The organism is Acinetobacter sp. UBA1496 (genome assembly GCF_002324975.1).
In the GTDB taxonomy this organism is placed as follows: domain Bacteria; phylum Pseudomonadota; class Gammaproteobacteria; order Pseudomonadales; family Moraxellaceae; genus Acinetobacter; species Acinetobacter variabilis.
In genome coordinates this window covers 1-14,778 of sequence record NZ_DCRI01000111.1, presented here as the reverse complement: position 1 = coordinate 14,778, position 14,778 = coordinate 1, and the positions used below count along the sequence as shown (strand labels likewise).

The following is a 14,778-nucleotide window of genomic DNA, read 5'->3' as shown; positions in this document are numbered from 1 at the left end:
TCATTCATTCTTTCTTTTTACATAAAGGACATACCTTGGTCGGTATGTCCTAAGGATAACTCATGTCAGAAATTTGCTATAACTTAGAATCAGGACAATATTTAAGCTCACTTGAGCTCGAAATTGATCGAGATGCAACCACACTTTTGATTGCTCCAACAGGAGTAGGAAAAACCACATTCACGATGGAGGACTTAAGTAAACAATATAAGACGATTCTTATGATTGTACCAACTCAAGCAAAAGTACAAGAACTCCAGAATGCTTATTCAGAGAGTAAACATGGCCAAAAATATAAATTTTTCTACGCAGACTATTCTCCGAATAACTCGCTGGAAAAGTTCAAAGGAGTCATTGTAGCGACCTATGATAAATTTGAAAAAATACGAGAATTGCTTCCGAAGAATAAACTAGAAGATACACTTCTGGTCATTGATGAATGCCATAAATTATATTCATCTGGATCATTTCGTGATGAAGCGTTAATGCCCATCATTAATGTAATGCACGATAAGGGTTTCCCAAGTATTTTGTTGTTGACAGCAACCTTTACACCAGAGTTATTTAGTCAATTAGAAGTTGAAATCAATCATACGGTTCATGTTAAACAGAGTAATCCGATTAGGAGGCAGATTGAATTACGCTATTTGTCGAAAGGTGACCAATATACCTATATTCAATTTATCATTGATCGCTTAACAGCCGTAAGGAAGGATAAGGCAGATAATAGAAAGAAAACTATTATCGTTCGTCTTAATTCACGCGAAAAATGTGAAAAATCAGCTTTGTTCTTTGAAACACAGTACAAGTGTAAGTGTTTGGTGGTGCATAGTAAAAATAAAGAAGATATTCAAGTAGATAAAATGTTTAAGCAACAGAAGATTTCAAATGTTATTGACATTGTTTTTACGACTTCAATTATGGATGAGGCTGTGAATTTAAATAATGATGAAGTCGAATTAGATTCAATGATTCTTGTTGGTAAACAGGCACATCCAGAAGAGGTTGTACAATTTCTTGGTCGATTACGACAGGCTAGTATTCCTTGTTTTCTTCTGATGCATACTCCTATTGAAAGAGGGAAAGAATCTGTACAAAAGATGCATGATAAACATTTAAAGAGTCTGGAAAACTATTTAAGCCGAGTATCTCAAGTGGCAGAACTCACTTCTGGATTAATCGATGATATCAGTATCAGCTTCGATGAAGATATCAAAAAAATGAATATATATGAAAAGATAAAAAGGTTAAATGAGACTTTCAAAGATTTATTTGATTGCAAACTATTTATTGTCTGCGATGGCAAGGCTCAACGGAATTATGCGAGTCTTGTTGCTAACTCGTACCGTAGAGACAGTGCCAAATGTTACCAAGAATTCAAGTACCTAAAATGGCGAATCAAGCAGCTTTTACCTTCATGTAATGTTCGTGATTTTGAGGATGCAAGCACAGTTACATCCTCTCAAATTGAACTATTCTTTCATGAACAGCAAGAACTATCCGATAAGACTTATCAAGAATGTATCGAAGATGCACTGTATATTTTTTTACGCTCTTCGAATGATCCGACCTTTGAAGATATTAAAGATCGTGCGGAGGACTTGATTAAAAAGGTAAAAGACGATGAAGATTTTTTATTGAATAGAGCCTACAAATATAAGGTTAAACATGCGAAAGAAACGGCAAATGTCTTAGCGCAAATTATACGATTAGCTTGTCATATCTCCAACATTTCAGACATTAAGAGTATTTTGCAGAAAAAAGAATATGAAAAGGTTATTGCAGTAGGCAATGCCTATGCAAGCAACTTATTTGTGATTGAAATGACCAAAAAAATAGTCTCCTCTCATAAAAAGAATCTAGGTGGTACGCATAAAATTACTCCTGTTAGAGCTAAGTCATTACTTATTCAGTCGATTAAATCTGTGCAAAAAAATAGTCACATTCCCATGATAACGATTATTAAGCAAAAACTGATTCAAGGTCTTCAGTATGACTATGAGACGGGAGATATCAATGTTACTGAAACTAAAGCGTTAAACTATATAGCGAAATATTTTTATGTTGAAGATAAAAATAGAAAGCAAGCGGCCAAACGATATCTCAATGTTCTGGGTATAGGGGTTGGAGGATACGACTATGTGAGCTTAAGTAAATACTCTTTACTTGAGGCTACAGTTGCAACAATACATATCAAAGGATGTGACTACGACAATTATACGGGCAGCGTCATAGTTAATTCAGAACAGAAGGAACGTAAGCGAAAGAAAATGCTCACTGCTTTATATGAGGATTTAGATCCTGTTGCTTAAAGTTCTTACCTAGTACAACATCGTTACATAAGCTTCCCCCTATTTGGCAACATGAACCCCAGTTAAAATCGTCTCTTCGTTATATTTTCTTCTGATGAAATAACTCATTAGAAGTATTTGAACAGCGGTGATGATTGCAACTGGTAAGAGGGGGGAGTTTTGTTTATGGGTGAGTTATTTCAGAATTAGATTGAAAAATATAGCGCTGTTGGATTCGCCTAGGGGGGATTTTTGTTAAAGTAAAATTCTCAGTGGGTGCGATAGTTAAAGTAAAGAAATAATTTAGGACAGCAGTTCAACGTGACTGATAAGGTACGATAAAAACATATTACGGTCATCAGCCTTGCAAAGTAAACATGAATGGTCTTTGTGGTCTATCAATAAAACCTTACATTTCTGTGGTCTATCTTTGTGGTCAAAGTTCAGTTTGCGGTCTTTTTGCGGTTTTTGTCACGTTTTTGCTCAGATGTAGGTCTTATTTTTCTTATACTTATTCATTTCCTATTACTGAAGAATTTCGTCAATATTTATATGAAGTAATTATTTTTCTTACACTTAGCGGTAATGCTTGCGGTACTATTGATTTTATTCAGGTTTTATATGTTGATTGAATTTAAGTTATTGAATATATTGATTAATTTATGGTTTGTTGTCTTCGCTCATAATCCGTTGGTCGACAGTTCAAGTCTGTCTGGGCCCACCAAATTTATCAAGCACTTAAGGGTAACTCTCTTAAGTGCTTTTTAATTCCAGATTCCATATAAGCACTATGTAATTAATTAAATAAAGTATAGAAGCAGATCCAAGTTTATTATCAGTATATTTAGAAAATAGAATAACCCCATAAAAGGTAGGATTTTGGTAGGTAGGTTTCTCTACAGATTTATTCCATACTTCTATTACGGTAAAGGCCTTTGATAATAAAAGAGAAATGATAGAAGGAATCAAACCATAGCTTTTAGGAAATTACAGATTAAAAAAAAACGGTTTACTTATCCCTTATGTTTATTTTATAAGGCTAGGGATGCACAAGTAGTCAAAATTTTTTAAAACGGCGCTGTAAGCCTCTATGTAAGTCAACTCTCCACTCGATGGACTTACATTTTTTTACGACCCTGCTCACGGCTTTTTGAAAGCGGGCCAAGAAAACGTATCTCCATACGGTCATTTTGGCTTATCCTAAATCCTTGAGGGGATAAGGAGCAGGCGTTGTTCTTTTCTCAAAAATTTAATTAGCTCAAAAACAGAAACTAAATACTTTTATTCTGAAGCAGGATAATATACTGTAGGTTTGATAAGAATAGAATCATATATCTTGCTATAAGTGATTTCTGTCCGCAGTTTATTAAATGAAAAGCAATCAAAATTATAAATTTTAAAGTATGGGGTGATTTTTTAATTTTTAGCTCAATTGAAAATTTATTATAAGCATAAAAGTTAAAATTAAATAACTGCTAATATTTAAATATCCTGAAATTTAAGTAATGCCTGATGCACTGGCTGACTCTTTGGCATCAATTCAATCAAGCGTTTTACTGTATCAATTGCTTCGGGGAAACGAGCTACATGTTTAAGCAATACATCCGTTTCATTTGCTTTAAAAATGGCATCACGCAGAATCGATATAACCGGCATCCAGAGACTGTTCTGTTTGCAGGAAATCGGCTTCTACATGAGCGAGTAGACGATAAGGCCGTGAACCCAACATGCCACCTAAAAGATCTCTAAGTTGTGACATTTCTGCTTTTAAGGTACCCATACTCACTTTGCGTTCACCATAGAGCGCCTGATGCAGATTATCCATACTTAAACCTTGTGGATATAAAGCTAAAATCGCAAGAATTTCAGTCTGACGTGGTGTAATTGTTAAAGCTTTACCATTAAAAATGACCTGTGGGACAAAAAAAGCACGAATATATAAACGCTGTCTTTGTGATTCCAGTAAAGCAGATTGAATAATTGAGGCACAGCGTTCTGCTGCCAGTAGACCCAAGCTATTATGCTTTTGCCATTCAGTGGATAAGGCAATTACACCCAGAATGTGTTTGGAATACGGATCAATAATGGGTGCAGCATAACAGGCCATATCTTGGACCGATGGCATGTAATGTTCGCTGGAAAACACGCAGCTAGACTGTTGGGTTTTGATCGACAGCGCGAATGCTCTGTTCTAGCTGTGCAGCATAAGATAGCGATAAACTACTGCTTTGGCGTAGCTGATCAATTTTTTGTCTGTGTAGTATCAGATTTTGCTCTGTCATCATTCCTTATTCTCACAATAATTCATGATTTACACCCATGGTAATTATTATTGTTTTTGTGAAGAATCAAAAGAAATGTAAACCTGTCGCATTTCAAACCTTTTTCTAACTTTATGATGATTATATTAATCTAATAATGTGAAGAAGTACCTTATACCAAAGCTGTAGATGCGACTTCGTCACATTAAAATAGGCAAAGGAAGTAGATATGCGTGATCTCGATTCGAATTTGCTTGGTCTAAAAATTCATTATAAAAATCTTTTAGTAGGTAATAGATCATTCCAGGTAAAGGCGAAGAATATTTTGATCATTTCTTCTTAGTTGGCACTAAAGCAGATTCTGGTTCACTTTTTTATGATCTATTTCAAACTAAAAAGCAGCTTTCAAATTTCAATTTTATAGAGGAAATTTAAGGAATTTAAAAGCATTAAACTCTGGCTAGTAGTTAGCTACACTGTAATGATTCCGACAAAATTATTTGAACGAATTTATAGAAAGCCTGAATCTATCTTCAGTCTTTTTCGAATCTCTCTAAGCCTGATATTGACTGAATCAGGCGTTATATAGCCTATAGAATAGTTTAAAGCTCAATTCCTTGTCTTATAAAAACCTTATTGATTAAAGATAACTTCTATAAATCAGTAACCTATGAAATGATGATGTTTGAATCGAAAGAAAACTTTAAAAAGCAGATGAAGTGTATTTGACAGAATGTAAAAATATGTTAATAAATATAATATGATTTTTAAACCAAAATCATGGATGTTTCAGGAAGAAAGATCAGGAAGCTGATAAAAAATAATTACAGGAGTTTTAGCAATGCTTCGATTATTAAAAAAAATATTTTGTCTGCACATTTATGAATACCAGCAAATGGAGGAAATTGGGGCAGATTGGGAATGCCGCAAATGTGGTACCCAAAGAGATTAAAAAAATACTGCAAGAAAAAGTGAGCAATATGCTCACTTTTTTATATCCATTATATTTAATCTAAACTCATATCCGTTAAAATCATTACCAGTATCACATGATGAGAAGGCTTAAATGAGCAAAGATTTCCATGCCAAAACCTATATTGTAGATGAAAATCTGGCTGACACTTTGCACTGGTTAAGCCTGCATCAGGACTGTTATGACTCTTTTAGTTTTGATGCACTGACGCAGGAACTGGTCGTACATCATGCCAATGGAACAGACCAGATCCGGATCGGTGATTATCTCAATTCCAGTTATGGCATTTTAATTACTGCACATAACTTTTCAGCATCTTGAATTATTTCAATTAACTTGCCATTGCATCAGTCGCCAATGCGCGGATGCTTGGCTTAGGTTGTTCTGCTACCAGTCCCAATTTTTCAAAGAGCTGCTGGTCACGACCTTTGGCTGTATTTGGAGTCGTTAGCAGTTTTTCGCCTGAAAAAATCGAGTTGGCACCCGCCATAAATGCCAATGCCTGATCTGAGTCAGTCAGTGATTCACGGCCTGCCGAAAGACGGATATAACTTTTGGGCATCAGAATGCGGGCCACTGCAATAGTTCGAATCCATTCAATCACATCCAGTTTTTCAACATCTGCCATCGGTGTGCCTTCAATTGGCACCAGCATATTGATAGGTACAGATTCTGGGTGAATCGGAAGTGTAGAAAGCTCAAACAATAAACCGATCCGATCATTGCGACTTTCACCTAAGCCTACAATGCCACCACTACACACTTTCAAGCCAGCTTGGCGCACATGATCCAGTGTATCTAGTCGGTCATCAAAGCTGCGGGTACTGATAATATGTGAATAGTATTCACGTGACGTATCCAGATTGTGATTGTAATAATCCAGACCAGCATCTTTCAGGCGTTCTGCCTGTGAGGCATTCAGCATGCCTAAAGTCATACAGGTTTCGAGTCCAAGTGCTTTGACTTCACGTATCATGTCCAGCACATAAGGCATATCACGTTCATGCGGATTACGCCACGCTGCTCCCATACAGAAACGTGAACTGCCAGAAGCCAGAGCTTCTTTAGCTTCCTGAATTACTTTTTCTACTGCGATTCGTTTTTCCGCTTCGAGTTTGGAATCATAATGTGCGGACTGAGAACAGTATTTGCAATCTTCCGGGCATTTACCGGTTTTAATAGAGAGCAGGGTACTGACCTGAATGGTATTGGCATCAAAATATTGACGATGAACTTGTTGAGCTTGAAAGAGTAAGTCCATTAAAGGTTGTTGATACAGGGTCTCAATTTCTGCACGAGACCAATCATTACGTATTGGATCAATACTGTTCATCTGTCCATCCTTGTTCATATTTATTTATCAGGCTCCATCTTAAGTAAAAGTATCGCCGTCTTCATTAGCAAAATATGACCTTATAGAAAAAACAAAACCCACACAAGGTGGGCTTTGTTGTTGAACTCTTGATCGGACTTTATTCACGATGATTTCCGTGAATATTCTGGTTTTGTAAATCACTACGATGTTGCTTGTTTAATACACGTTCATCTTGTTCGTGCTGATTATTTTTTGGAGAGCCAAGCGGGCCATGTTGTGACTGCTGCTGTTGCTGTTGTTGCTCCTTCTGGTGTTGATGTTGCAACTCTTCAAGCTGTTCCTGATTTTGATGTTGTGTATCAGATGACTTTTGCATATCCACCTCCGGCTTTATTTCCATTCTTTTTCCTTTATGCCATAGCTTGCACAGTAACTGTGTAAGGCTTTGACGAGAAAATGTGAACCGAAGTAAAAATTGAAAATTACCGGGATTTTGCCAGTTGTTCCTGTATGGCCCAGTCAATATGAACTTGTACAATCTCATCATATTGATTCTGCTGAGCTTGTAATGCCTGGACAATCTGTGGATCAAAAGGCGCATTACCCAAGCCGATCGCAATATTGCGCATAAAGCTCTGATAGCCGGTACGCCGTAATGGACTGCCTTCAGTTGAGCTTAAAAATGTAGCTTCATCCCATTGCCAGAGATCCAGTAAACTCACTTGATCCAGTCCATGTCGGGGGTGAAAATCTTCAATATTGGTTTTCTGGGCAAAACTGTTCCACGGACAAATCAACTGACAATCATCACAACCAAAAACCCGGTTACCAATCCCTCGACGTAACTCTTCTGGAATGATTCCTTTATATTCAATGGTTAAATAAGCAATACAGCGACGTGCATCCAGCATATAAGGTTCAACAATAGCCTGTGTCGGGCAAATATCAATACAGGCTGTGCATGAACCACAATGTTTGCTTGCAGGCTCATCAAAGGGCAGTTCCAATGAGCTAAACAGTTCTCCTAAAACGAAAAAAGATCCGGATTTTTTGTGGATTAATAAAGTGTGTTTACCGGTCCAGCCCATGCCCGCACTTTCGGCCAGAGATTTTTCAAATACAGGTGCAGAGTCTGCAAAGGGGCGGGATTCAAATTCACCGACTTTTTCCCGAATTTTTGCAGCCAGCATTTTTAGGCGCCCGCGCATGGTTTTATGATAATCACGACCACGGGCATAACGGGCAATAATCGCAGAATTTGGTGCATAGGGCACTAAGCGCGGTTTTGGAAGATCGACCAGATAGTCCATTCGTACACAGATCACGGATTTGGTATTGGGAATAAGCAGTGTGGGATTGGCACGTTTTTCCAGATTTTCTTCCAGAAACTTCATATCACCGTGATAGCCGCGGTCTAAATATTCCTGCAAACGTACTAATTCTGCTTGAGCATCCGGTTTGGCAATGACACAATCAGAAAAACCCAGCTCTCGTGCCTGCGCTTTGATCCACGCTTTCAGTTCATTTGGATCTTGTTGATAAACTTGAATTTGCGCTTGGGAATCGGGTGTTGTCATAAACCAGAAACAGGAAATAAGAAATGCAGCAGCAAGTTTATCATAGCCGTGATATACAAGCATGGGAGCAGCGCTGGTTTGGCAAGCAAAATAGTTCTTATGGTTTGATGCAACAGGTGGCATGGTCGATTGCGCAGCGACTCATCCCTTTATTGGAACAACAGCAATTGACTCAAATCGCTGTCTGTTGCGGTCAGGGTAATAATGCCGGTGATGGCTATCTGGTAGGAAAATATTTAAAACAGGTCGGTTTTGAAATAGATATTTATACAGCAGAACCCGGTCCATCACAGGATCTGGCTCAAGCAATCGGGGAAGCTCAGCAAATCGGTATACCTACTTATTCAGGTTTTAATTTTCAGAAACAATATGAAGTTTATATTGATGCCTTATTTGGGATCGGTTTGAACCGTGATCTGAATGAAAATTGGCAACAGATTATTCAAAGCATTAATGCCCAGCAAGGTCTTAAAATTGCAGTGGATATTCCAAGCGGACTGCATGCCAATACAGGCCAGTCTTTGCCGGTTGCCATTAAGGCAGATCATAGTTTTAATGTTTTAGGTTTAAAGGCGGGACTATTTACCGGACGAGGCAAAGAATATGCCGGCAAGGTAGAGGTCATCTCGGTTATTCCTCCCGATGCTGAACTTGTGCCGATTGCCCAACTTTCCTCGACTCAAATTCATCTGCCTAAACGTGAAGCTTTTGGACATAAGGGCAGTTATGGGCATGTGCTCGTGATTGGGGGGCATGCTGATATGGGTGGTGCGGTCATTATGGCAGCTGAGGCAGCCTTTGCTGCCGGTGCAGGTAAGGTCACTGTGGTTTGTGATGCCAAACATCATACTGCCATTTTGTCACGTGCTCCGAATATCATGCTGCGTGATATTAATGCGCTAGATGCTGAGCAACGCCAAGCTTTAGTTCGTCATGTGGATGCTGTCTGTTTTGGTATGGGGTTAGGACGCGATGCTTGGGCTGAGAAGCAATATAATTACTGGTTTGACCTGATTCAGCAATCAGAACTGGAGACAGTTCTCGATGCAGATGCCTTGTGGTTTCTGGCAAAAGCACCACAAAATTTGAATGCCCATACTTATGCAACACCGCATCCGGGTGAAGCGGCTACTTTGCTAGAAATGAAAGCATCAGGAGTCGAAGCAGATCGCATTCAGACAATTAAACAGCTCCAGCAAAAATATCAGGGACAATGGGTGCTCAAGGGTTCAGGTAGTCTGATTTTAGAGGATGATCTTTATATTTGTACCGCAGGCAATGCCGGTATGGGAACCGGAGGAATGGGAGATGTACTTGCTGGCATGATCGCCAGTTTGAAAGCCCAATTTAGAAATACTATCCATTTACACGAGATCGTAACTTTGCACGCACTTGCAGGTGATGTACTGGCGGAAAAGGGTGAACGCGGCTTACAGGCGCAAGATATGAAACATGCCATTTACCAGGTTGTGAACCACTAAGGAAAATAAAAATGCAGGCCATTCATTTAATCATTCAGGGTAAAGTGCAGGGTGTGGGCTACCGTCGCTGGTTTGAACAACAAGCAATTCAATTAGGTTTAAAGGGTTTTGTACGTAATCTGGAAACAGGCGAAGTTGAGGCTATCATTGTTGGGAAGGAAGCGATTGTTCGGAAAATGATCCAGCTCAGCAGAACTGGACCACAACGTGCAAAAGTCACTGCAATACATCAGCAGAGTTTGAATCTCCAAGACGCGGATTTTCAGGACTTTAAAGTATTAACCGAAGATTAACGGCGGCGGGTGCTGACCCGGCTGCGTCCGCGTGCCATACCGCCCAAGGCATTCAATACGGCCATTTTACTCATGCTGCCTGAAGCATGGGCATGACAAATCGCAGCAGCAAGTGCATCGGCAGCATCTTGTTGCGGTTTTATTGTCAGGTTCAGAATACGCATAACCATCATCTGAACCTGTTCTTTGTCTGCAGCACCATAGCCCACCACAGACTGTTTGATCTGACGCGCTGTATATTCAGCAACTTTCAGATCCAGATTCACCAAGGCTGCGACTGCGGCACCACGTGCCTGACCCAATTTAAGAGCAGAATCCGGGTTTTGTGCCATAAACACTTGTTCCACCGCAGCCTCGGTCGGGCCGTAAAATTTGACAATCCGTTCTACACCGGCAAAGATTCGTTTTAAACGTTCAGGCATTTCCGCTGTTTCAGTTCTAATCGTTCCTGCATCAACAAAAGTAAGTTTTGAACCTTCTTTCTGGATGATACCGTAACCTGTTAGACGTGAACCGGGATCAATCCCAATAATTAATGACATGCCTGCACTTTAAAAATAAAATAATGCCCATATTGTTACATAAGCGTATCAAAAAAGCTTGATCCTGATGAAGCAGTTGATTACAGCATCCTAATATTTATTTTACTGAGATTAGATTAATTTTCATGAAATTATTTCTTATTATCCTGGCCGGCTTAGTCCTCGAAGTATTTGTATGGATTGGCGTGGGTGACCTTGTCGGGAGCATGTGGTACGTATTTTTCTGGTTCGTGGCGGCCTTCTTTATCGGTATGAACCTAATCCGGAAATATTCGGCCGGCGTTATGCCGCAAATGCAGCAAATGCAGATGGGACAGATGAGTGCAGATCCGGCATTATCGAATAATTTACCTAAGATCTTAGCCGGCTTTTTTCTGCTGATTCCTGGTTTGATTAGTGATGTACTTGCGGTATTAATGCTGATTCCACCTGTACAACGTGCTTTCCAGGCAGCCATGATGAAAATGATGATGAAACGTCAGCAAGCCATGATGGAAAAAATGATGGGTGGCATGATGGGCGATGTCGGTGGCGGTGCAGGTCAAAACCCGTTTGCGGAAATGATGCGTCAAATGCAGGATATGCAAAACCAGCAGGGTGGTCATAGGGATTCAACCATTATTGATGGTGAAGCCCGTGAAGTGACCCCGGAACCCAAGAAAATTGAAATGAAAGATGTGAACAAGAAATAAAATTACGCTTTCAATATAAATACTTCAAGCCAAATCTCATGATTCGGCTTTTTTATTGGAACTTTCTAATTTCGTTAAACAAAAGTTATAATAGTTTTTTTTACCATTTGATCTTTTTTTAAATGTCTTTGCTTTTTACCATCTGTTTTCTACATTTTGTAGCTCAATTAAGCCCCGGTCCTGACATTTTACTTATCGCAAAAAGTGCAGCCTCTACGACACGTATGAATGCCTTAAAGGTGATTGCTGGAATTTCAGCGGGGATCGTAGTTTGGGTGGTATTGACGCTAGCAGGCTTTACCGTATTGATCGACCAGTTTCCCTGGATTCAGCAGGTATTGATGGTCATCGGTGGGTTATTTTTGGCCAAAATGGGCTGGGCCATGTTAAAAGGCGGATGGCAAAGTTTTCAGAACAGACATCAAACTCAAGATGATTTAAATACGGTAGAAGCACCAAAAAGTTATTTTATGCAGGGTTTATTGACTAATCTGTCGAATCCTAAAACTCTGATCTATTTCAGTAGCGTATTTTCACTTGCACTGAGTTCATCAGCTTCTGATTATTTAAAAGCGCAACTGGCAGTGATTATTCCGCTGCAAACATTTATTACTTTTACTTTACTAATGCTATTAATTTCCCATCCTAAAATTAAAGAGGCTTACCAGCGATCAGGAAGTTATATCGATATGATTTCAGGCGGGTTATTCCTGATTTTTGCAGTCTGGTTATGGTATGACGCGCTGGTTCTAATGAACTAAAAATCTAAATTCGATGGGGTAACAGAGGAGTTTTCGTTAGAAAGCTGCTGTGCAGCGGAAGCGTCAGAAACTAGATTATCCTGTTTCTGCACTGGAGACTGATAACGATTCGGTTTAAGGGTAGTCTCAGTATTTTCCGAACCCTGATAACTGCGACTGCGATTGGCACGCTCACGTAAGCCGCCTTTTTTAATTAACTGAACCATTTTCATCTCTCACTGCAAGATGACTTATTGTAATTCAAATTTTCTATTCTGGTAGCATTTCATATTCAAGTTAAAAGCGCATAAAAAAGACCTGATCCAAGTCAGGTCTTGCTGGAGGATAAGAAAATTAGCGCGGACGTTTATTATCTTGTTGTAGCACATCAAATAATGATGACTGAGCTGGCACTTCCTGCTGCTGTGACTGGATATAAACATGCATTACCTTGAACGCGATTGCAGTAACCAGACAGGCCACCAGACATAAAATCCAAAAACCATAAGGGCTGCGAATATTATGTGAGCCACAAGCATGACATTCTTTTTGGCCAGCTTCCACAACTTTATCGCAGCACGCACAGTGATATTGATAGTACATTGCTAAGCTCCATTACATTTCTGATAGTTTTTTTTGTTATCTTTCACGGACTTTTATTTTAGGCCTACATGTCATATTAATGATGCAATTAGACGCTGACAAGTCATATAACAAAAAGTTACCCAAGTCTTAGTGAGGAAAACAAATAATAATTGGCTAAGTGCATAACATTATTAAGTTATTTCGAGAAATTTCTCTGGAATAATTAACTATGCTATCTATAAATTCATAAGCAATTTTTGAACCAGTTCGAGTGGAGCTTAAGAACAACAAGTATAAAATGGGAAATAGACAGGGCAAGAACTTAGATGAATTGATCTGCTCCACAAAATAGAATGATATGGAATATATTTTGCTTATTTTTTAACTATTCGTTGCACTGTATTAAGTCTATAAAAATGTTTAATTTCAATAATTTTTATGAAAGTGCACTATAAACTTAAGGAACAATACTGATCTCATGAAGAAAATATCACTGTTTTTATCATCCTTGCTCTGTATGAGCAGTCTTTATGCACAATCGGATATTGAAAGGGAAGTTATTACCCAGTTTCAGCAGGATTTTAATGCGCAAAATTATGCAGCAATTTTTGAAAAGTTTTCACCTGAAGCGAAAAAGGCGATTCCTTTAAATATGTTTGAAAAAGTCTCTAAAGACTTACAGCAGCAACTCGGCAAAATACAAAGTATTGACTATATAGAGTCTAAAGGTAAAGAGACTGCAGTCTATAAGGCCAACTTTGAAAAAGACCGTCTGAAACTCAGCATGAGTTTGAATAATGATCAACAGATTTCCGGCCTTTTATTTACGCCCTATATCGAATCTACTGCAGCAAATAATAAGACAGTCAATGCTATTCAAGGCTATCCAAAAGCGATTGCAGAGAAAATTTATCAGGCTACACGGACTTTTCCAGAGCAGACTCAAGTGGCTATAGCGGTATTAGATCAAGACAAAACCCATTACTATGGGGTACAGAAACATAAGGACAAAATCCTGGCCAAGGCCAATTAGGATAAAGTCTTTGCAATTGGTTCTCTTACCAAAGTAATGACATCAACTATATTGGCTGAATTGGTGACACAAAATAAAATTAAACTGGATGACAAGATTAATCCTTATTATGCCTTTCCATTCAAGGACAATATCCAGATTTGCTTTCAGGATTTAGCCAATCATACGTCTGGACTGCCACGACTACCGAGTAATTTGGAAGTAGATGATGATACTGATCCATATAAGGAATATGATGCAGCTAAACTGGAAGAATATTTAAAAAATTCATTAGAGCTTGAACATGCAAATAACAGTGGAAAAGTGCCACATTATTCTAATTTGGCTGTGGCTTTATTAGGACAGAGTTTGAGTCAATCGCAAAATAAGGATTTTGCTGAGTTACTCAATGAATATGTATTTAAAAAGTATGGGATGAAAAATAGCTATACCTCGCCTGATCAAGCAGCTAAGCAACTTGTGCCTGCATTTGATGCCCAAGGAAAAGAAATCACCACCTGGACATTTGATACCTTTTTACCTGCGGGCGGTGTACTCTCTACAGCTTCAGATTTAACCAGATTTGCACAAGCTCAGCTCGATGCAAAAAATGCGGCAGTACAATTAACTCAGCAAGCAACTACAGAAAAAGCAGGTAGCTACCAATTGGGATTGGGCTGGTTTGTGCGAGAACAGGACAATGGCACCAAAATCATCTGGCATGGGGGAAATACCGCAGGGCATTCTGCTATTTTGATGATTGATTTAAACAAGAGAAAGGCAGTTACGATTTTAGCCAATGTCGCTGCTGTACATCCTGAAATGGGAAATATTGAAAAACTGGCTGCTCAATTACTACAGGAATAAATCAGCTTTAAGATAGTAAAAAGCCCGCACAATGCGGGCTTTTTTTAATTCATGAATTTTAAGGATTACTGACCAGAACGGATGATGTAATCAAAGGCAGATAATGATGCTTTGGCACCTTCACCAGTGGCGATGATGATCTGTTTGTA

At 38.8% G+C, this 14,778-nt stretch carries 13 protein-coding genes and 3 pseudogenes; 8 read left to right on the top strand and 8 right to left on the bottom strand.

Annotated elements, in window-relative coordinates:
• The first annotated feature begins 62 nt into the window (after positions 1 to 62).
• A complete protein-coding gene (locus tag B3143_RS14480) occupies positions 63 to 2,312 on the top strand; it encodes a DEAD/DEAH box helicase (protein ID WP_284880189.1) in 2,250 nt (749 codons plus the stop codon).
• A 1,461-nt stretch (positions 2,313 to 3,773) separates the two neighbouring features.
• Here the strand turns inward: B3143_RS14480 and B3143_RS14475 are convergent.
• Positions 3,774 to 4,476, bottom strand: a pseudogene (locus B3143_RS14475) (transcriptional regulator); the annotation flags it as partial.
• 1,142 nt (positions 4,477 to 5,618) lie between these two features.
• On the opposite strand from B3143_RS14475, the gene B3143_RS14470 reads away from it, so the two are divergent.
• The gene (locus B3143_RS14470; protein WP_004784071.1) at positions 5,619 to 5,846 is read left to right on the top strand and encodes a hypothetical protein; all 228 of its coding nucleotides are present in this window, start codon (positions 5,619 to 5,621) and stop codon (positions 5,844 to 5,846) included.
• Positions 5,847 to 5,856: 10 nt separating this feature from the next.
• On the opposite strand, the gene bioB is transcribed toward B3143_RS14470, so the two are convergent.
• The 3 genes from bioB to queG form a co-directional block, all read right to left on the bottom strand.
• Positions 5,857 to 6,858, bottom strand: coding sequence for a biotin synthase BioB (gene bioB, locus B3143_RS14465; protein ID WP_004784070.1), 1,002 nt, complete (start codon positions 6,856 to 6,858; stop codon positions 5,857 to 5,859).
• A 139-nt stretch (positions 6,859 to 6,997) separates the two neighbouring features.
• Positions 6,998 to 7,216: a hypothetical protein gene (locus B3143_RS14460; protein ID WP_004784068.1), complete on the bottom strand. Its 219-nt coding sequence runs from the start codon at positions 7,214 to 7,216 to the stop codon at positions 6,998 to 7,000.
• 106 nt (positions 7,217 to 7,322) lie between these two features.
• Positions 7,323 to 8,417 (bottom strand): tRNA epoxyqueuosine(34) reductase QueG, encoded by a 1,095-nt coding sequence (gene queG, locus B3143_RS14455; RefSeq protein ID WP_004784066.1) that lies wholly within the window; start codon positions 8,415 to 8,417, stop codon positions 7,323 to 7,325.
• 23 nt (positions 8,418 to 8,440) lie between these two features.
• Between queG and B3143_RS14450 the strand changes: the two genes are divergently transcribed.
• A complete protein-coding gene (locus B3143_RS14450) occupies positions 8,441 to 9,898 on the top strand; it encodes a bifunctional ADP-dependent NAD(P)H-hydrate dehydratase/NAD(P)H-hydrate epimerase (RefSeq protein WP_004784064.1) in 1,458 nt (485 codons plus the stop codon).
• An 11-nt stretch (positions 9,899 to 9,909) separates the two neighbouring features.
• The gene (locus B3143_RS14445; RefSeq protein ID WP_004784063.1) at positions 9,910 to 10,191 is read left to right on the top strand and encodes an acylphosphatase; all 282 of its coding nucleotides are present in this window, start codon (positions 9,910 to 9,912) and stop codon (positions 10,189 to 10,191) included.
• Here B3143_RS14445 and ruvC read toward each other — a convergent pair.
• A complete protein-coding gene (gene ruvC, locus B3143_RS14440) occupies positions 10,188 to 10,733 on the bottom strand; it encodes a crossover junction endodeoxyribonuclease RuvC (RefSeq protein WP_004784062.1) in 546 nt (181 codons plus the stop codon). The two genes, B3143_RS14445 and ruvC, sit on opposite strands and share 4 nt — an antisense overlap.
• A 125-nt stretch (positions 10,734 to 10,858) precedes the next feature.
• On the opposite strand from ruvC, the gene B3143_RS14435 reads away from it, so the two are divergent.
• Together B3143_RS14435 and B3143_RS14430 are read left to right on the top strand one after the other, a co-directional pair.
• On the top strand, positions 10,859 to 11,425 hold the full coding sequence (locus B3143_RS14435; protein WP_004784060.1) for an FxsA family protein: 567 nt from the start codon (positions 10,859 to 10,861) through the stop codon (positions 11,423 to 11,425).
• 122 nt (positions 11,426 to 11,547) lie between these two features.
• Complete coding sequence (locus B3143_RS14430) at positions 11,548 to 12,186, top strand: LysE family transporter (RefSeq protein ID WP_004784057.1); 639 nt, start codon at positions 11,548 to 11,550, stop codon at positions 12,184 to 12,186.
• On the opposite strand, the gene B3143_RS14425 is transcribed toward B3143_RS14430, so the two are convergent.
• On the bottom strand, positions 12,183 to 12,392 hold the full coding sequence (locus tag B3143_RS14425; protein WP_004784056.1) for a hypothetical protein: 210 nt from the start codon (positions 12,390 to 12,392) through the stop codon (positions 12,183 to 12,185). The two genes, B3143_RS14430 and B3143_RS14425, sit on opposite strands and share 4 nt — an antisense overlap.
• A gap of 127 nt (positions 12,393 to 12,519) precedes the next feature.
• Complete coding sequence (locus B3143_RS14420) at positions 12,520 to 12,768, bottom strand: hypothetical protein (RefSeq protein WP_004784054.1); 249 nt, start codon at positions 12,766 to 12,768, stop codon at positions 12,520 to 12,522.
• Positions 12,769 to 13,228: 460 nt separating this feature from the next.
• On the opposite strand from B3143_RS14420, the gene B3143_RS14415 reads away from it, so the two are divergent.
• The gene (locus B3143_RS14415; RefSeq protein WP_004784052.1) at positions 13,229 to 13,783 is read left to right on the top strand and encodes a DUF3887 domain-containing protein; all 555 of its coding nucleotides are present in this window, start codon (positions 13,229 to 13,231) and stop codon (positions 13,781 to 13,783) included.
• 12 nt (positions 13,784 to 13,795) lie between these two features.
• Positions 13,796 to 14,629, top strand: a pseudogene (locus B3143_RS14410) (serine hydrolase domain-containing protein); the annotation flags it as partial.
• A gap of 65 nt (positions 14,630 to 14,694) precedes the next feature.
• Here B3143_RS14410 and B3143_RS14405 read toward each other — a convergent pair.
• Positions 14,695 to 14,778: pseudogene (locus B3143_RS14405) on the bottom strand (pyridine nucleotide-disulfide oxidoreductase); the annotation flags it as partial.